Genomic DNA, 17,964 nt, shown 5'->3' with positions numbered 1-17,964 from the left:
CTCCAGTAATAACAACCGTCATTCCAGAACTGAGGAACGAAGTATCTGGAATCTCAGTTTAACGACGAATCCAATTATAACGAGCAAAAAAAACGGAGACCGAGGTCTCCGTTCTAAAGCTTATGTATAGCTTTCTCTGTTACGAGAAAGGGGGATGATTACATCATGCCGCCCATGCCACCCATACCGCCCATGCCACCCATATCAGGCATTGCAGGGCCAGAATCTTGTGGCTTATCAGTGATCATCGCTTCTGTTGTGATCATAAGACCAGCAACTGATGCTGCGAACTGAAGTGCCGAACGCGTTACCTTAGTTGGATCTAGGATACCCATAGCAATCATGTCGCCGTATTCGCCAGTAGCTGCGTTGTAACCGTAGTTACCTTCGCCAGCGCGAACGTTGTTAGCAACAACAGATTCTTCATCACCAGCATTGGTCGTGATTTGACGGATAGGCGCTTCCATTGCACGTAGTGCAACGCGGATACCTACGTTTTGCTCTTCGTTGTCGCCTTCAAGGCCAGCAACTTTAGATGCAGCGCGGATAAGTGCAACACCACCACCAGCAACCACACCCTCTTCAACAGCAGCGCGAGTTGCGTGAAGTGCATCTTCTACGCGGTCTTTCTTCTCTTTCATCTCAACTTCAGTCGCAGCGCCAACTTTGATTACTGCAACACCGCCAGCTAGCTTAGCTACGCGCTCTTGAAGTTTTTCTTTGTCGTAGTCAGACGTCGCATCTTCGATTTGTTGACGAATTTGAGAAACGCGACCTTTGATCATCTCTTCATTACCCGCACCATCGATGATGGTTGAGTTTTCTTTAGTGATCGTAATGCGCTTAGCTTGACCTAGGTCTTCAAGCGTTACTTTCTCAAGGTCTAGGCCGATCTCTTCAGAGATAACCGTGCCGCCCGTTAGGATAGCGATGTCTTGCAGCATAGATTTACGACGGTCGCCGAAACCAGGTGCTTTAACCGCAGCCACTTTAACGATGCCACGCATGTTGTTCACAACAAGAGTTGCTAGCGCTTCGCCTTCTACATCTTCAGCGATGATAAGAAGTGGACGAGATGCCTTAGCAACCGCTTCTAGAGTCGGAAGAAGTTCACGGATGTTCGACACTTTCTTGTCGATAAGAAGAATGAACGGGCTATCTAGGTCAACAGAACCGGCTTCTTGGTTGTTGATGAAGTAAGGAGATAGGTAACCGCGGTCGAACTGCATACCTTCAACTACGTCTAGCTCGTCTTGTAGAGCCTGACCTTCTTCAACCGTGATAACGCCATCACGACCTACTTTTTCCATCGCTTCAGCAATGATGTTACCTACTGTCGAATCAGAGTTCGCAGAGATAGTACCTACTTGAGCAATAGCTTTCGTGTCTGAACAAGGAACAGAAAGGTTCTTCAGCTCTTCAACAGCCGCGATAACCGCTTTGTCGATGCCGCGCTTAAGATCCATTGGGTTCATACCCGCAGCAACCGCTTTTAGGCCTTCAGCGATAATCGACTGAGCCAATACTGTTGCTGTAGTTGTTCCGTCGCCCGCCGCGTCATTCGCTTGCGAAGCCACTTCTTTAACCATTTGTGCGCCCATGTTTTGGAACTTGTCTTCAAGTTCGATTTCACGTGCAACTGAAACACCATCTTTAGTGATAGTCGGTGCGCCAAATGATTTGTCTAGAACAACGTTACGGCCTTTAGGACCTAGCGTTACTTTTACTGCGTCAGCCAGAACGTTTACACCTTCTAGCATTTTAATACGTGCGTCGTTACCAAATTTAACGTCTTTAGCAGCCATCTTAATTTCCTTTAAAATTCTTTATTAAATCAGTTCAATGTGTGGCGCGGATTACTCAACGATCGCCATGATGTCGTTTTCAGACATGATCAGAACTTCTTTGCCGTCGATCTTTTCAGTTTTAGTGCCGTAGCCTTCAGAAAAGATAACAGTATCGCCAACTTTAACGTCCAATGGTTGTACTGAACCATTTTCTAAAATGCGGCCTTTGCCAACAGCTAGAATAGTACCGCGCGTTGATTTTTCAGCGGCAGAACCAGTTAGAACGATGCCACCAGCAGATTTAGATTCAACTTCTTGGCGCTCAACGATAACTCGGTCGTGTAGAGGACGGATATTCATCGGTCGGATCTCCTGATAATTTCCATTTAATTTGATAGTTGCCACGATTGGCATGGGGTTACCCAATATGTTGGGGCGATGTGGAAGAACCCAAGGGGGAAAAGATAAAAATTGTGATCCAAAGAGCAGATAAGAGCAGATGCGAGTAAACGGGATGCGAGATACGAAAAGCAAAAACGCCCCTGCGAATAATCTTGTGTAAATGTCAGGGGGTTAAGCAAAAGAAGGCTGCTTTTCTTTTCTCCGCTTTTAGCTCTTCGATACTCGTTTACCCGCATCTCGTATCTGCTTTTAAGCTATTCCCTTCCCGCCCGCATCTGTTTATCCTACGCTTTTGGTTTCTATCGGCGTTTTACATGCAAGATAAGCACGGGCTATTAACTGCCCCTATTGAGAGTACATTGCGTACCATGACCATACCGACCATATTCGGTATGGTGGCGATCTTGATGTTTAACCTCGTCGATACTTTCTTCATCTCATTGCTGGGCACCCAAGCCTTAGCAGCGGTGAGTTTTACCTTTCCAGTCACCTTTGCCATCAACTGCATCACCATGGGGATTGGTATTGGCTTATCGACATGTATCGGTCGGTTACTTGGCCAAGGCAGCGCACAAAATGCAGCGCGCTTTACCTGTCATGGCTTATTGTTGGCTCTGCTTCTTGTCGGCTGCGCTTCTACGCTAGGTATTACTTTCTTAGAGCCTATGTTCACCCTGTTAGGGGCAAAGCAAGAGTTGCTGCCGCTGATATCGGAATACATGTCGGTGTGGTATCTCGCGATCCCATTGTTGGTCATTCCCATGGCAGGCAATAGCGCGATTCGAGCGACCGGTGATACAAAAACGCCCGCCAAGATCATGCTACTGGCTGGGCTTATCAATGGAATTTTAGATCCGCTGCTCATCTTCGGTTATGGGCCTTTCCCTGAACTGGGGATTCAAGGCGCAGCCATTGCCAGTGGTTTCAGTTGGTTTGGTGCTTTGTGTGGCTCACTGTACGTGTTGACCGTACGAGAAAAACTGCTTGCTCCTCCTAAGCTGAAAAACATCGTCAGTGACTGGCGACAGATCCTAAAAATAGGCACACCAGCCGCTCTGTCTAACGCTCTGAATCCACTTGCTGGCGCTATCATCATGATGATGCTGGCCAAGCAAGGTACTGAAGCGGTGGCGGCGTATGGCGCAGCGCAACGTATTGAGTCCATTCTGATCATTGTGTTGATGTCTCTTACTTCTGCTCTTACACCTTTCATGGCGCAGAACTTTGGCGCGAACAACCCTCAACGCAGCTTTAAGGCACTGTTTCTAAGCATGCGTTTTGCCATATTATTCCAAGGGTTAGTCTTCTTAATGATGGTGCCACTGAGCATTCCTTTAGCCGCCCTATTCTCTCAAGAAGAGTCGGTGCGAGGCATATTGTGGCATTACCTGCTAGTAGTGCCCTTTAGCTATGGATTTCAAGGCATTGTGATGATGTTGATCAGCGGCATGAACGCAATGCATCAACCACTTAAAGCCTTCCAATGGAGCTTCATGCGCTTGTTTGTGTTTACCTTGCCCTTTGCGTGGATAGGCAGCCAAGTCGATGGTGTCGAAGGGATGTTTGTTGGCTTAGCACTAGGAAACATCATGGGCGGTATATCCGGGTATTGCTTTGCGCTTCGTGTAAGGGCTAAAGCAGATGCGAGAGGCGAATAAGCTAGGTGCGAGCCAGCGAGATGAGAGTTTCGAGATACGAAAGGCTTTAAGATAAGAACAGATAAGAACAGATAAGAACAGATAAGAAATACTAAAGACGAAAAAGAGAGAAACAGTCCATGGAAGACACCACTTACAAAATGCTTTACGACGCGCCGATTGGCAAGATGATCATTGTGAGTAATGGTGTATCGCTTATTGAAATTGACCATGTAAATCACGAAGAGCTAATGACTAGCAATCCAGATGAACTTTGCCAACTGGCGGCGAAACAGTTAGACGAATACTTTGCAGGCCAACGCACCCGTTTTGACTTACCTTTAGAACCCAAAGGTACCGATTTTCAACTCAAAGCCTGGGTCGCATTGACCAGCATCCCTTACGGGGAAACCATCAGCTATGGCGAGCAAGCGAAAAGAATGGACAACCCGAAAGCCGTAAGGGCAGTCGGTGGTGCGAACGGTAAAAACCCGTTTAGCATTGTTGTCCCCTGCCATCGAGTGATTGGTGCGAACGGTACATTAACGGGCTACACCGGCGGCATGAACCGCAAAGAGTGGTTGTTGAACTTTGAGCTGAGAATGATAAACAGCGAGTAATAGTAGACAACGAGCTAAAAATGGCAAACAAACAGGTAGCCGAATAAACCAAGATAGCTATTTAAGTGCTCTTTAAATCTTCGCGACAGCCCTTTAAATCTTCGCAACAGCCATAGCGAAACGTTGTTTTTTCGTCAGCCATAACCCACCAACGATAAGAACAAAAAACAAAATATGCAGCCATAACTTAGGCCCAACATCGGTGTTCAGTGCAGATAACGAACTGATAGGCGGAAATTGTTTTGTCGTCACCAGTTTCACCACCCATTCATTGGCTGGCGTTGCAATAAGCGTGGTTATCCAACCCAATACGGCGATTTGGATGAGGTTGACGGAAAGCGATGAATTGAAGATAAAAATAAGGTTCGAAAGAAAGGCATAACACAATGAAACGCCAACATGCACAACCCACGACAACACCAATGCACTCGTTGGATCGTAGCCACCTAACGTCACGTACGCAGCAGCGTGTCGAGATGTCAGGGTCGACATACCAAACAAAGGCTGAATCAGGATAAAGGCGATACTAGCCATCAAGCCGACAACAAATGTCATAATAAGCGTCTTTTTATTCATACTTTTGACTTCCATGAGAAATAGAACAGTTTGAATAGAAAAACACCCCAAGGTTTATCGCGTTTATCTTCATCAAACCAATCATATTAGATTGAAACTGAACGATCGTTCAATACTTAGCAAATTAGCACTAACAAAATTGATGTGCAAGGTTTTGTTCATTTGCTAAACAATGGGGGATGAATAGATTTCGCTTCGATGCTTATGTTTATAAGAAGGCTCATGTTTATAAGCAGACTCAAGACTCATGCTTATGATCATAATCAGACTCATCAAGATCGGGGTCGGCCATATCAGCCATAAAATAGAAGCAGGAAAAAGCTTGAGAACAAGGCTGATTTTTTCGATAGGAAGTTTCGATAAGTGGTTATTCTACAAGTAAAAATTCTAACGAAGTTATCGAAGTTTTTAACACGTGAGGGTGACCTGCTATTTACTACGATTGGTATAATATTGAGTCCAAAAAAATCACAAAAAAAAACGGCCACACTCGCGTGCAGCCGTTCTAGTATTCGATGAAAGTTAAAAGCTATTTAACGATCACGTCACCTGACATCTCAGCCGGAATTGCAATACCAGACAGAGAAAGCATCGTTGGTGCTAAGTCAGACAGCTTACCACCTTCTTTGAACTCAACGTCTTTGCTACCTACATAGATAAGTGGAACAGGTAGGTTCGTGTGCGCCGTGTGGATGCCGCCCGTTTCTGGGTTTACCATCATTTCCGCGTTACCGTGGTCAGCTGTGATTAGCAATTGGCCATCGGCTTCTTTGATTGCTTCAACCACTTTACCCAGACATTCGTCTAGCGACTCTACCGCTTTAACCGCTGCATCGTAAACGCCAGTGTGGCCAACCATGTCACAGTTAGGGAAGTTACAAACGATAGCGTCGTATTTACCGCCTTTGATTGCTGCAACTAGCTTTTCAGTTAGCTCTGGAGCGCTCATTTCTGGCTGTAGGTCGTAAGTCGCTACTTTTGGAGAAGCAACAAGCTGACGCTCTTCGCCTTCAAACTCGTCTTCTTTACCGCCGTTGAAGAAGAACGTCACGTGCGCGTATTTCTCTGTTTCAGAGATACGTAGCTGCGTTTTGCCTTCTTTCGATAGCCATTCGCCGTAGGTGTTCTCTAAAGAAGCCGGTGGGAATGCACAAAGCAGTGGGATGTCTGCTGCGTATTGAGTCAGCATCACAAAGTCGATTGCTGGGAATACACTACGCTCAAAACCGTCGAAGTTAGGTACGAATGCACGAGTAATTTCACGCGCACGGTCAGCACGGTAGTTCATGAAGATAACCGCATCGCCATCAACGATAGCGGCAGATTCTTCGCCTTCTGCTTTGATTTCCGTCGCTTTCACGAACTCATCGTTTTCATCACGAGCGTAAGCCGCTTCTAGGCCAGCAACAGCTGTATCAAACGTGAATTCACCTTTCGCTTGAGTCAGTAGGTCGTAAGATTCTTGAACGCGATCCCAGTTGTTGTCGCGGTCCATTGCGTAGTAACGACCAATAAGCGAAGCCACACGGCCTTTACCTAACTTAGCGAACAACTCTTGGAAGCGTGCTAGTGTATTTTCTGCGCTACGTGGCGGTGTATCACGACCGTCTAGGAATGCGTGTAGGTAGATTTTCTCTGCGCCACGCTCTGCTGCCATTTCAACGGCTGCGTAGATGTGATCTTCATGAGAGTGAACGCCACCTGGAGACATAAGACCCATGATGTGCACGGCTTTGTCTGCTTTAACCGCTTTATCTACAGCATTTACTAGCGCTTCAGTTTGACCGAATTCGCCGTCTGCGATTGATTTAGTAATGCGCGTTAAATCTTGGTATACCACGCGACCCGCACCGATGTTGGTGTGACCCACTTCGGAGTTACCCATTTGGCCATCTGGTAGGCCTACATCTAAGCCAGAAGCCGAGATTAGCGTGTTAGGTTGGTTAGCAATAAGACCGTCTAATACGGGTGTATTAGCGTTCGCGATAGCGTTGTCTTGGTTGTCTTCACGGTAACCGTAACCGTCAAGGATCACTAGAGCCATTGGCTTCTTAGCTGACATAGGACTGACCTCGTTCAATTCAAAATAAATCGGTATAAAAACAAATTAGCGTAATTTTACTACAGTTTACAGTCAAAACTGTAGTGGAAGATCAAGAAAGGGCGCAGGTAGGATAATCGAATGTGAAAAAAAGCGTCATTTTGTGTTTAAGGCACCTACAAAGACTAAGCAATAATATTGACTAAAGCAGCGTAGCCACCATTCTTAATTAACATTAAATTGCATACTAAAACCAAATGTCACACTCAAAAAACAACGAACAAAACATACTCAACTGAGTGTACATATTGATACTTTTAACGTAAGATGCACGCAATTAAACTTCATACAAAAAATTGGCTAGAGTTCATCATGTTATTAGAGCTATCATTTGTTGGTTTCTTCTCCTTTTCCTCACTCTTTTTAATGCGAAAAGTAGCAAAAGTCATCGGCTTAGTAGATAAACCCAATGAAAGAAAGCTGCACAAGGGCGCTATCCCACTTGTCGGCGGTATCGCTATCAGTTTATCGATAGGCCAGTTTATCCTCACGCACTCCGATGTGATCCCCCATAGCCAGCTCTTTTTAGCCTCTATCGCCGCGCTGATTTTTATCGGCGCTCTTGATGACAAATTCGATATCAGTTTCAAGATTCGCCTTGTGGTTCAAGCGATCCTCTCCATTTGCATGATGTATTTCGCCGATATCCGACTAGAGCACATTGGTAACCTCTTTGGAACCGGAGAACTGCACTTAGGGTTTCTTAGCCCTGTAGTTACGGTACTTGCTGTGATTGGTGCTATCAATGCGTTCAATATGGTCGATGGCATTGATGGCCTGTTGGGTGGCCTTGCGATTGTGACCTTTGCGGGTATCGCCATTTTGCTCAAAATCGACAGTCAACACGGCTTAGCTTACTTGTGTGCTGTATTCATTGCCGCGACTATTCCCTATATCTTAATGAATCTTGGTATTCTTGGACGAGAGCGTAGAGTTTTCATGGGGGATGCTGGCAGCATGATGATTGGCTTTACTGTGATTTGGTTACTGCTGGGCGCAAGCCAAGATCCATCAGAAGCTATGATGAGACCAATAACTGCACTGTGGTTGATTGCAGTGCCACTGATGGATATGACTGCGATCATGTTCCGACGCGTGCGCCGCGGTGACTCCCCTTTCAAGCCTGACCGTGAACACCTACACCACATCTTCCAGCGTCTTGGTTTTACATCACGACAAACGCTCGCCATCATTTGTGCTATCGCAAGTAGCTTTGCAGGCTTCGGTATCTACGGAGAGTTCCTAGAGATAGCTGAATCGACCATGTTCATCCTGTTTATGATGTGTTTTGCTTCATACACTGTAGCCATGAGCTATGTTTGGCGCATCACAAGTTGGATTAGAAGTTATCGTAACCTTCCTGAGAAAGTGTACTAATAATTAGAAGTGTATTAATGGCTTAGGTTTCAAGTGAAGATGATTCAGAGCAAAAGCGCTCACATCTAAAACTTCTCAAGCTAAACGAAAAAAGGGCCCAATCTCGATATGAAATTGGGCCCTTTTTTTATGTTTGTCTTAGTCTAAACTATTGTGACTTAACTGATATAACTCTATAACTCTATAACTCTATAACTCTATAACTCTATAACTCTATAACTCTATAACTCTATAACTCTATAATTTAACCAGCTAAGTACTGCGATAGTAGACCCGTCCGTTAACGACACATCAAACTATTTCGCTTCTAGCTTCTTCCACTTTCTTACTATCTTCGCCATCTTAAACGAGTGCGTCATCGCGTAAGTGTGGAATAAGAAACACGCCACAATGGTGTAGAACATAACATATTCAGGCACTTGGAAGTATTCGCCTAAGAGGCCCAAAGTAGAATAGACCAACTGCACCAAGCAAATCACTACTAAAGACTCACGCGGTGTAAAACCGATGCGTTGCATAATGTGGTGAAAATGCTCACGGTCGGGTTTGAATGGAGAGTGCCCTTTACGAATCCGACGGATCATAATGGCCATCATATCAATCAAAGGCACTGCGATTAACCATAAGGCTGTTACAGGGCGAATAATATAAGGCCCCTCTTCAGACTGTGTCCCTCCAATTAAAACCCAGATGACAATGAAGCCGATCATCATGCTACCGGCATCGCCCATAAACACTTTACGCAATTTGCCAAAATAACCCAAATTGAACAGAACGAAGGGCAATAGAATCACCACCATCACTGCCATAAAAAAGGTATAAAACTCGAGTTCATAAGCGAAGAACACCACACCTAACGATGCAAAGACCACCATGCTCAAACCACCCAATAGCCCATCAATACCATCGACCATGTTAAAGGCGTTAATGGCACCGATCACGGCAATGACAGTAACAATGCTATCGACCACTATAGGGAAATCCAGCACACCCAATCCGAACACATTACCTACATGAGAGAGGGTTAACCCCGTATAGTTCATGATGACCAAAGCTAAGATAGCTTGAACGCCCATTCGGAGCTTAAAACTGATGTCAAAACGGTCGTCGGCCACCCCAATCAATACCAATACCGTCAAACACGCTGCGGCTATCTCAACCCTCTTGAATTCATCCGCATTCACGTAAAGGAAGTACAACACGGTAATGCAGAGAGAGATCCCACCCACCAAAGGAACCACACCTTCATGATGTTTTCTGGTATTCGGTTTATCGACCAAGCCAATGACATAGCCCACTTTACGCATGCAGTACAACACCGAAAAGGAGAGAAAGAAAAACATAGAGAGTTCGATAACGTATTCAAACAGTGACATGGGGTTAAACCTTTTTAGTTGTTATTTTATTTCCGTTATTATTGAGTAGCTATGAATGGTAAGCTGTTTTGAACTTGCGTGGTACTGAAAGAAGGCAGCGCTCCCTAGTAAGCCAAGAGTCCTCACCTATTGGGAAGGATCAACATAAAGTAAACCGTCTCAATTTCGTCTCAGCACTGAGACGGACACCCAACTAAGTTGTCGTTTTTATTATAAAAAAGAGGATCGCGAAGGATCCTCTCTTTTACATAAGACTATTGGGAAAGACTCAACGACTCAACGACTCAACGACTCAACGATTGAACGCGCTATGTTCCCTACTGCAAATTCTTTCTTCAGTAACTGATAGCCTGAATCTCCGATACTCTTTCTTAACTCTACATCACTTTGTAGTTTGCTCGCATTTTCAAAGAAAACACCATCGTCGCCATTAACACTAATCAACCCGGCATGATTTGCATTCACTAAATCCATTAAGTCGTTCCCTTTATTCACACTACCTAAGATGGGCAATGACTGAACCATATACCCTAGTAGCTTGCCAGGGAAATTATGAGCACTGTGCTGGGCAGATAAAGAAAAGAGTCCGACATCGACTTGAGCTAGAATATCTTTGAACTCATCTTGAGAAACAGAAGGGAGATAAGAGCAATTGGTTAAATCCCACTCTTTCATTAAGTCATTCACTAACTTGACTTCATCACCCTGTCCTAGAAAAAGAAAGTGTGCTTTATCGAAGCATTGCATACTTTTAGCTAGGCGCATCAAGTTCGCCATATCTTGAGCGTGACCGATGTTACCACCATAAAAATAAATGACTTCGTCATTCAATCCTAATCGTTCTCTCAAGTTGCTTACCTTACCTGGAAGGTAATGAGGGGAGAGGTTGGCCCAATTTCGCAGTATGGTGGTTGGATAGCGCAACTCAGTATTAGAATTGAATATCTCTAGATTTTTTTCCGACATAACGCCAATGGTATCGGCTTGGCGATAAGAAAAAGATTCAAAAAACCTAAAGTAACGCTCAATTAAAGAACCTTCTTTCATCAAACCCGAGTCAATAGCCCATTGAGGAAAGAAATCACGTAAAACGAGATAACTATAACACTTGCAGCGCTTTTTCAGTTTTGATGCTAATGACCCGAAAAAAATTGAGGGAGAATAGTAAACAACCCCATCAAATGTATCTTTACCGACTTTACCTTGAATAGCACTCCAAGCCTTGTGGGAAAGCAATGTTTCATTGATGGCTCGTTTAACCTTAGGCACATCCTTTATTTGACCAGAAAGAAAGCGCCAAACTGCAACCCCATCAAATTGTTCTTCAATAAGAGTTGGCATATCCTTATCAAAGTGAGGGGTGACAACCGTGACTTCATGCCCTTGCGCTATTAACTCTAGAGCAAGTTCATGCATCATCTTTGACCCAACACGTGTACTGTGGGGCAAATAATCGTCAACGATTAACGCGAGTCTCATTAGTACTCTTTCCAGACAACACGCTTAACATAGTCAGTATAAGAATGAACGATGCGAACTACTTTATCGGAGACGTTCGGCATTGAGTAATCGTAAACTTCTCTTAGCAAGCGCTCATCACCCGTCGGTTGAGACTCTAATATAGCCAAACCTTGTAACACTCGTTCAACATCAAGGCCAACCATCATGACAAATGCTTCTTCCATACCCTCAGGACGTTCGTGCGCTTCACGTAAGTTCAATGCAGGAAAGTTCATGATCGAAGCTTCTTCATTGATTGTTCCACTATCAGAAAGAACCGCTTTAGCGTTCTTTTGCAGATGGTTATAATCATGGAAGCCAAGAGGCTTAAGAAGTTGAATGTTAGGATGGAACTCTAGCCCTTGTGCTTCAATGCGATTACGCGTTCGAGGGTGAGTCGACACAATAACAGGAAGATTATATTTCTCAGCTACTGTGTTCAGCGTATCTGCAAGTTTCAGCAACTGTTTTGGTGAATCCACATTTTCTTCACGGTGTGCGCTAACTACGAAGAATTGGCCTTTTTCTAAATCTAAACGTTCAAGTACATCTGAACCATCGATTTCAGGCATATAATGGTTCAGAACCTCAAACATAGGACTACCCGTTTTGATCACTCGGTCCGCAGGCAGACCTTCCGCAATGAGGTAATCTCGTGCAATCGTGCTGTACGTCAGGTTGATATCAGCAGTGTGGTCAACTATCTTTCTATTCGTTTCTTCCGGCACACGTTGGTCAAAACAACGGTTACCCGCTTCCATATGAAAGATAGGGATCTTACGACGTTTAGCAGGAATAGCCGAGATGCATGAATTAGTATCACCAAGCACAAGCATTGCACTAGGCTCCACCTCTTCCAATACTTCATCGACTTTGATGATGACTTGTCCGATCGTCACTGCTGCATTTTTACCAGCTGCATTCAAAAAATAATCTGGCTTACGGACACCAAGGTCGTTGAAGAAAACTTCATTGAGTTCATAATCGTAGTTTTGACCAGTATGAACCAAAATGTGTTCGCAATGCTCATCGAGTTTAGCCAATACACGTGACAACCGGATAATCTCAGGACGGGTCCCCACTACCGACATAACTTTTAATTTCTTCATTATAGTTCTCTTAATCATTACAGTGGTTTAGCTATCGTGTCCGGGGCTTCTCTATCGAATATCTCGTTCGCCCACAGCATCACTATCAACTCTTCTTCACCTGTGTTGGTGATGTCATGACTCCAACCCGGTACCGTTTCTACCACCGTCGCTTCATCAGAGTTAACAGCTAGTTCGTATCGCTCACCAGTGACAACATGCTCAAATTTGAATATGGCCTCACCTTTAATCACCAAAAACTTCTCATTCTTAGAATGATGATAATGACCACCACGTGTTATGCCTTTGTGAGCCGTAAAGAATGAGAATTGACCCGACTCTTTCGTCTTAAGCATTTCACAGAATACACCACGCTCATCGCCGTATTTCGGTAAAGTGTAGTGGAATTTAGACGGTTCGAAATAACTCAAATAAGTCGAGTACAACGCGCGAGTTAAGCCTGTGCCCACATGCTCAGTGATTAGATTGTCGCGACTCTCTTTGAATGCGTTAAGAAGATTGGCAATTTCACCTACTGTTGTGTTGTATTCCACCGGAACTTGTTTCAAGCCACTATCTACATTGCCTTCGAGTAGGGTAATTAACGCCTGACACACGTCATCAATATATACCAAGGTGACTGGAGCACTAGGGTCGTGGATGTTGATCTCAATGCCGTTCACGATGTTGTGACAGAACGTCGCCACAAATGAGTTGTAGTTTGGTCGACACCATTTACCAAAGACATTAGGGAAACGATAAATGAAAGTACCCGCATCAGTGTCTTTACCATAATCAGCTAACAAGGCCTCCGCTTGCGCTTTACTCGCGCCATAAGCGTTATCCAAACTAGCTTGTATAGAAGAGCTCAGCATAATGGGCGTATTACGACCATTAGCTTTTAATTCATTCACCACAAATTTGGTAAAGTCCGCGTTACCTGTAGAAAACTCAGACTGATTTGTAGGGCGATTGATTCCCGCTAGGTGGTAAACAAAATCGGCACTTTCAAGTGCCCTTTTAATGTCATCTTGTGGAGTGTCTCGATCAATCTGAATAACAGAGTCATATCCTTTTTCTGACAACATCACACACAGGTTTTTACCAATAAATCCTTGTGCGCCAGTAACTACAATGTTCATTTATACGCCCTCTGGTACGACGGTGCTACCCGCTTCAATGTCACGGATGAAACTCAGTTTGCGCAGCAGTTCAACCATGCCATCTGTATCCAGACGGTCAGTGTTATGAGAATTGTAATCTTCAACCGCCGACAGGTCTTGTTCACCTTCCTCATTGAACTTCGAATAGTTCAAGTCACGATTGTCCGACGGGATACGGTAGTATTGGCCTTGGTCTTGAGCGACGAACATCTCTTCGCGACTGCAAAGTGCTTCATACAACTTCTCGCCGTGACGAGTACCAATTACGTTGACAGTGTGTTCAGGCTTCTCAGAAACTTTTAACAATGCATTTACCAGTGTTTGAATCGTGGCTGCGGGTGCTTTTTGGACGAAAATATCACCGTTAGAGCCGTGTTCAAAGGCGTGAATCACTAGATCTACCGCATCATCAAGTGTCATCATAAAACGAGTCATGCTTGGGTCTGTAATCGTAATTGGTTCACCGCTAAAGACTTGGCGAAGAAACAGTGGAATTACCGAACCACGAGACGCCATTACGTTACCATAGCGAGTAGCACAAATCGTTGTGTTCGTATGCTCTAAATTGCGACTCTTTGCAACAATCACTTTTTCCATCATCGCCTTAGAAATGCCCATGGCGTTAATTGGGTATACAGCTTTATCGGTGCTCAGGCAAACCACACGCTCTACGTTATTTTGAATCGCAGCTTCCAAAACATTTTCAGTACCCAAAACATTTGTTTTTACGGCTTCTAAAGGATAAAACTCACAAGAAGGCACTTGTTTGAGAGCCGCTGCATGATATACGTAATCCACACCGCGCATTGCATTGTTGATACTTTGTGAGTCTCGGACGTCTCCGATATAAAACTTCAGTTTCGATGAATTATATTTCTTTCGCATATCGTCTTGTTTCTTTTCATCTCGAGAAAATATACGAATCTCTCTAATATTTGTTTCTAAAAACCGATCCAACACTGCATTACCAAATGAACCAGTACCGCCAGTTAACAATAAAACTTTATTTTCAAACATACAATCAAACCTATTTACTATTTAATAAAATACTGAGATAGTTACAAGCTCTTTCTTTAGCTGTAAACTGTTGAGCAACATAACTTCTTGCTTTTTCGACTAGTTCTAAATTTAAATGTGGTTCGTTAATTGCGTTAACTACTTCAACCGCTATACTTCTCGGGTCTGTTGGATCAAAATAACGAGCGCTATCTTTACAAACTTCTGTCACAAAAGGTAAGTCTGAAGCAATCACTAACGTGTCCATCATCATCGCCTCTACAGGTGTTGATGAAAAACACTCTAACAAACTTGGAAATATCAATGCATCAATAATTTTGTAAAAATTAGGGCACTGCTCAACATGTAATTCTCCAACAGATTTAAAGTTACTCAATTCTTCAAATCCAGCACTTAACATCTCCTCACTTGAAAATGTAAATATAAAATCACATTCCACATTAAATTCACAATTCAAAATCGTATTTACTTCTTTAAGTATAGCAATATTTTTATGTGAATAGTTTCTACCCAAAAAACCCAGAGTAAACTTTTCAGTTTTATTAAAATCTATACTTTTCCATACGTTTTTATCATCATATAAAGAAGATACAGCATTGGGAACTACTTCGATATTTTTCCCAGAATACCCTTTATTAACTAATGCAGTTTTAATATGGCTAGCTTCAACTATCAATTTGTTGCTTCTTTTAAAATATAGTTCTTTAATTATAAATGACAGTTTTAATCTTAATTTAGTAAACAAGTCGACTTTATTATAAGCTAAATTATTTGGATAGGCGATCCAAGCTTGTGCAAAACCAGTAACAACTTGGGTTCGACTAAAATTGTAATACACAGGACCAAATACATTAAACACCACATCATAATCACGCTTAAAAATTAACTTTATATTCTTATTTATATTAAAACCATATGAGTCCAAAACACTATACTCATCAAAACATCTTGAGTTGAAGCTAATACCTAAACTATTATTAACTGAAGTTGATGCTATTATATCTACAGAGAAGTATTTATTTCCTAATGATTCTTTCTTAGCTAAAATTAGCGATAGTTCATTAACGAATGATGCTGCGACCTGAACTCCACCACCAACATGGAGATTCGATGCATTAATTAATATTTTCACGTATTACATATACCTACTATCGTTTTTACATCATGCCTCAGTTAATCTTATTGATTAACTGAGGCAACTAATTACTTCTTTAGTTAGTTTCTACAAATTCTTTCACCCAACTATCAACATGATAACGATCATATACATCCTCATTTAACTCTACATAATCGTCATCTATAAATGATTCAGGAACCTTTAAGTTGTCTCGATCAATAATATAGATATTATTAGGGTGATAAAAATCATAATTTACAATGTCTCTATTCGTTGTCACAAGCTTTTTTCTTAACCCTAAAGCCTCAAGAGTTCTCATCGTCAATCCACCCTGCCCAGGTTGCGTAATATCAATTATGATCTTAGATTCAGACATAGCTCGAATTGTTTCAATCTCACTTAGCGGATAGTATTTATAAATACTAAGATCTCGATTAAAAAGGAATGCAGGCATTTTAATAGAATTTAAAATAATGGACCTTATCGGGCGATAAAGATGTAGGAAAACCTTCCCTGGACATACTTCATTTTCTCGCAAGAATCGAGATAATACCTCATTTCTATCAGAGTGGTCAGTCCCAATAAAATTAAAAAGGTATCTCTCGTTAGATATAGCAGCTTGCTCGTGAAAAGAATTATAAAAAAGTGGTTTATGTTTGAATGAGTATTTATCGCTATCGTTCTTGTCAAAACTGTAAATAATATCAAAATAAGGTATCTGATCGCTTAAAAGTGGTAGGTTTTTTTTGAAATCCCATTGATACATAATAAACTTCGACTGTGAATAAATATCTTTCATTAATTCAATTAAATCTGATGTAATATACTCACCACGAATTACAATCACAAAATCGCACTCAATTTTTTTAATTTTTCTATAGAGAAAAACTGAATGTAATCGTTCTTGAACTCCCCTAGGCAACTTCAACATTATTTTACCAATCAACGAACGACTAGGATAAATACTTTCATCAATAAAATGTACATCAAAATTAAGTTTTGAAAGCGCTACCTTTATATGACTATAAAATCCATAAGTACTAGGCGCGATCAGAAGAATACTTTTTTTTATCATCTATAAAATGCCCCATAATAAACAGCAATATTAACAAGTTTGAGTATTGTATTGGTTGAAATATCAAAATAAAGGTAATCAATACCAAAGCTAAAAAATAACCATTTGAAAAATAACACTTGACAGACCTGCATATAAAATAAAAGTATATAACAGAGTAAATAATACCTGTTTGATATAATAGAGTTAGTAATCCGTTGCTGCTACTTCTAGTGTTTCCATATCTATTTAAGAAGTGTTCACTTATTAAATTATCATTAAATATTCCAACACCAAAAAAAACATTATCGATGAAAACTTTTAATCCAACTTTAATATCTTCGACTCTATATAAAAAAGAAACACTATCTAACTTAATATAATAAAATTCTATTACAAACCACACTACAAACGCAGAAGAAACGATAACCAACACTCTTAATATAATACTTCTATTCCAATAGAAAACAATCAATAATAAACTGATGAGTAAAAAACCTACAGGAGATATCGTCGAGATAGCGGAAATATAGAGTAATTTACACCTATTGGAAAACCCTTCTTTAGTGAAAAAGTAATAGAAAGAAAAGGATAACATTACGGAAAACAAACCCGGTTCGTAAAAAATAGAAGAATTTCTTACTACGTTGGAAAAACCAATATCTGTACCAAAATAGGTAGATAAAAAACTAGTTTTAACCAAACCAACTTGATACATAGGCAAAAAGTCTGTACCAAAGGTATACCTAAGTGTAAGTAAAACTAGCGAAAGGCAACTAAAAACAAAAATAATCTGAGAAATATATTCTAAAATACTATATCTAGATTCACCTAACAACCATAATACCAAAAAAAATACTAGCATTTTAGCAATGAAAATTAATTGGCTTGGTACTAAGTCCGCGGTATCAAACCTGACAAAAGCCACAATCATTGTTAAAATCAGAAATGCCATATAAATAAAAAAAGACGTTACCTTACCAATATTTTGATTTTTATCGGTAAATTTATCTCTCAGTGTAAATGCGACAAGTAACATCGACGATATTACGACTAGAGCATTAATAAGCTCTTTGAACTCTATCGAAATATACGTACCTGAAGACATCAGGATCGAAAATGAAAAAAATAAAATAGCTAACTGCATAT

14 protein-coding genes and 1 pseudogene are annotated in these 17,964 nt (G+C 41.7%); 3 read left to right on the top strand and 12 right to left on the bottom strand.

From position 1 onward, the window contains the following. Positions 1 to 158: 158 nt before the first annotated feature. Together groL and DUN60_RS15685 are read right to left on the bottom strand one after the other, a co-directional pair. A complete protein-coding gene (groL, locus tag DUN60_RS15690) occupies positions 159 to 1,805 on the bottom strand; it encodes a chaperonin GroEL (RefSeq protein ID WP_017079119.1) in 1,647 nt (548 codons plus the stop codon). A 51-nt stretch (positions 1,806 to 1,856) separates the two neighbouring features. Next, positions 1,857 to 2,147, bottom strand: a complete 291-nt coding sequence (locus tag DUN60_RS15685; RefSeq protein ID WP_004733324.1) for a co-chaperone GroES — start codon at positions 2,145 to 2,147, stop codon at positions 1,857 to 1,859. A 356-nt stretch (positions 2,148 to 2,503) separates the two neighbouring features. Between DUN60_RS15685 and DUN60_RS15680 the strand changes: the two genes are divergently transcribed. Beyond that, complete coding sequence (locus DUN60_RS15680) at positions 2,504 to 3,847, top strand: MATE family efflux transporter (RefSeq protein ID WP_114634275.1); 1,344 nt, start codon at positions 2,504 to 2,506, stop codon at positions 3,845 to 3,847. A 119-nt stretch (positions 3,848 to 3,966) separates the two neighbouring features. After that, positions 3,967 to 4,446: a methylated-DNA--[protein]-cysteine S-methyltransferase gene (locus DUN60_RS15675; RefSeq protein WP_114634274.1), complete on the top strand. Its 480-nt coding sequence runs from the start codon at positions 3,967 to 3,969 to the stop codon at positions 4,444 to 4,446. A gap of 93 nt (positions 4,447 to 4,539) precedes the next feature. Here DUN60_RS15675 and DUN60_RS15670 read toward each other — a convergent pair. Both DUN60_RS15670 and gpmM read right to left on the bottom strand, forming a co-directional pair. Continuing rightward, positions 4,540 to 5,107: pseudogene (locus DUN60_RS15670) on the bottom strand (hypothetical protein). Positions 5,108 to 5,551: 444 nt separating this feature from the next. Beyond that, on the bottom strand, positions 5,552 to 7,084 hold the full coding sequence (gene gpmM, locus DUN60_RS15660) for a 2,3-bisphosphoglycerate-independent phosphoglycerate mutase (RefSeq protein ID WP_114634272.1): 1,533 nt from the start codon (positions 7,082 to 7,084) through the stop codon (positions 5,552 to 5,554). A gap of 351 nt (positions 7,085 to 7,435) precedes the next feature. Between gpmM and wecA (DUN60_RS15655) the strand changes: the two genes are divergently transcribed. After that, positions 7,436 to 8,500 carry a UDP-N-acetylglucosamine--undecaprenyl-phosphate N-acetylglucosaminephosphotransferase gene (gene wecA / locus DUN60_RS15655; RefSeq protein WP_114634329.1) on the top strand — a complete coding sequence of 355 codons (1,065 nt, stop codon included), beginning with the start codon at positions 7,436 to 7,438 and terminating at the stop codon, positions 8,498 to 8,500. A 296-nt stretch (positions 8,501 to 8,796) separates the two neighbouring features. Here the strand turns inward: wecA (DUN60_RS15655) and wecA (DUN60_RS15650) are convergent, their stop codons facing one another. The 8 genes from wecA (DUN60_RS15650) to DUN60_RS15615 form a co-directional block, all read right to left on the bottom strand. Then, positions 8,797 to 9,876: a UDP-N-acetylglucosamine--undecaprenyl-phosphate N-acetylglucosaminephosphotransferase gene (wecA, locus tag DUN60_RS15650; RefSeq protein ID WP_114634271.1), complete on the bottom strand. Its 1,080-nt coding sequence runs from the start codon at positions 9,874 to 9,876 to the stop codon at positions 8,797 to 8,799. A 276-nt stretch (positions 9,877 to 10,152) separates the two neighbouring features. After that, entirely contained in the window at positions 10,153 to 11,355 is a 1,203-nt protein-coding gene (locus tag DUN60_RS15645) for a glycosyltransferase family 4 protein (RefSeq protein WP_114634270.1), read from the bottom strand. Next, positions 11,355 to 12,485 carry a non-hydrolyzing UDP-N-acetylglucosamine 2-epimerase gene (gene wecB / locus DUN60_RS15640; RefSeq protein WP_114634269.1) on the bottom strand — a complete coding sequence of 377 codons (1,131 nt, stop codon included), beginning with the start codon at positions 12,483 to 12,485 and terminating at the stop codon, positions 11,355 to 11,357. The genes DUN60_RS15645 and wecB overlap by 1 nt, the downstream gene beginning before the upstream one ends. 17 nt (positions 12,486 to 12,502) lie before the next feature. Beyond that, a complete protein-coding gene (gene wbjC, locus DUN60_RS15635; RefSeq protein ID WP_114634268.1) occupies positions 12,503 to 13,606 on the bottom strand; it encodes a UDP-2-acetamido-2,6-beta-L-arabino-hexul-4-ose reductase in 1,104 nt (367 codons plus the stop codon). Continuing rightward, entirely contained in the window at positions 13,607 to 14,644 is a 1,038-nt protein-coding gene (locus DUN60_RS15630; protein ID WP_114634267.1) for a polysaccharide biosynthesis protein, read from the bottom strand. It abuts the gene before it with no gap. 10 nt (positions 14,645 to 14,654) lie between these two features. Next, positions 14,655 to 15,776 carry a glycosyltransferase gene (locus tag DUN60_RS15625; RefSeq protein ID WP_114634266.1) on the bottom strand — a complete coding sequence of 374 codons (1,122 nt, stop codon included), beginning with the start codon at positions 15,774 to 15,776 and terminating at the stop codon, positions 14,655 to 14,657. 79 nt (positions 15,777 to 15,855) lie between these two features. Continuing rightward, positions 15,856 to 16,836 carry a WaaS/CpsH family glycosyltransferase gene (locus tag DUN60_RS15620; protein ID WP_114634265.1) on the bottom strand — a complete coding sequence of 327 codons (981 nt, stop codon included), beginning with the start codon at positions 16,834 to 16,836 and terminating at the stop codon, positions 15,856 to 15,858. Beyond that, entirely contained in the window at positions 16,802 to 17,923 is a 1,122-nt protein-coding gene (locus DUN60_RS15615; protein ID WP_162808226.1) for an O-antigen ligase family protein, read from the bottom strand. The genes DUN60_RS15620 and DUN60_RS15615 overlap by 35 nt, the downstream gene beginning before the upstream one ends. Positions 17,924 to 17,964 lie beyond the last annotated feature (41 nt).

This window comes from Vibrio splendidus, assembly GCF_003345295.1.
GTDB lineage: Bacteria > Pseudomonadota > Gammaproteobacteria > Enterobacterales > Vibrionaceae > Vibrio > Vibrio splendidus_K.
The sequence above is the reverse complement of the archived record's forward strand: the minus strand, read 5'-3'. Positions and strand labels throughout refer to the sequence as shown.

Coding starts and splice junctions, on each gene's coding strand:
- groL (WP_017079119.1), bottom strand. CDS start 1,805: ATGGCTGCTAAAGACGTTAAATTTGGTAACGACGCACGTATTAAAATG.
- DUN60_RS15685 (WP_004733324.1), bottom strand. CDS start 2,147: ATGAATATCCGTCCTCTACACGACCGAGTTATCGTTGAGCGCCAAGAA.
- DUN60_RS15680 (WP_114634275.1), top strand. CDS start 2,504: ATGCAAGATAAGCACGGGCTATTAACTGCCCCTATTGAGAGTACATTG.
- DUN60_RS15675 (WP_114634274.1), top strand. CDS start 3,967: ATGGAAGACACCACTTACAAAATGCTTTACGACGCGCCGATTGGCAAG.
- gpmM (WP_114634272.1), bottom strand. CDS start 7,084: ATGTCAGCTAAGAAGCCAATGGCTCTAGTGATCCTTGACGGTTACGGT.
- wecA (WP_114634329.1), top strand. CDS start 7,436: ATGTTATTAGAGCTATCATTTGTTGGTTTCTTCTCCTTTTCCTCACTC.
- wecA (WP_114634271.1), bottom strand. CDS start 9,876: ATGTCACTGTTTGAATACGTTATCGAACTCTCTATGTTTTTCTTTCTC.
- DUN60_RS15645 (WP_114634270.1), bottom strand. CDS start 11,355: ATGAGACTCGCGTTAATCGTTGACGATTATTTGCCCCACAGTACACGT.
- wecB (WP_114634269.1), bottom strand. CDS start 12,485: ATGAAGAAATTAAAAGTTATGTCGGTAGTGGGGACCCGTCCTGAGATT.
- wbjC (WP_114634268.1), bottom strand. CDS start 13,606: ATGAACATTGTAGTTACTGGCGCACAAGGATTTATTGGTAAAAACCTG.
- DUN60_RS15630 (WP_114634267.1), bottom strand. CDS start 14,644: ATGTTTGAAAATAAAGTTTTATTGTTAACTGGCGGTACTGGTTCATTT.
- DUN60_RS15620 (WP_114634265.1), bottom strand. CDS start 16,836: ATGATAAAAAAAAGTATTCTTCTGATCGCGCCTAGTACTTATGGATTT.
- DUN60_RS15615 (WP_162808226.1), bottom strand. CDS start 17,923: ATGTCTTCAGGTACGTATATTTCGATAGAGTTCAAAGAGCTTATTAAT.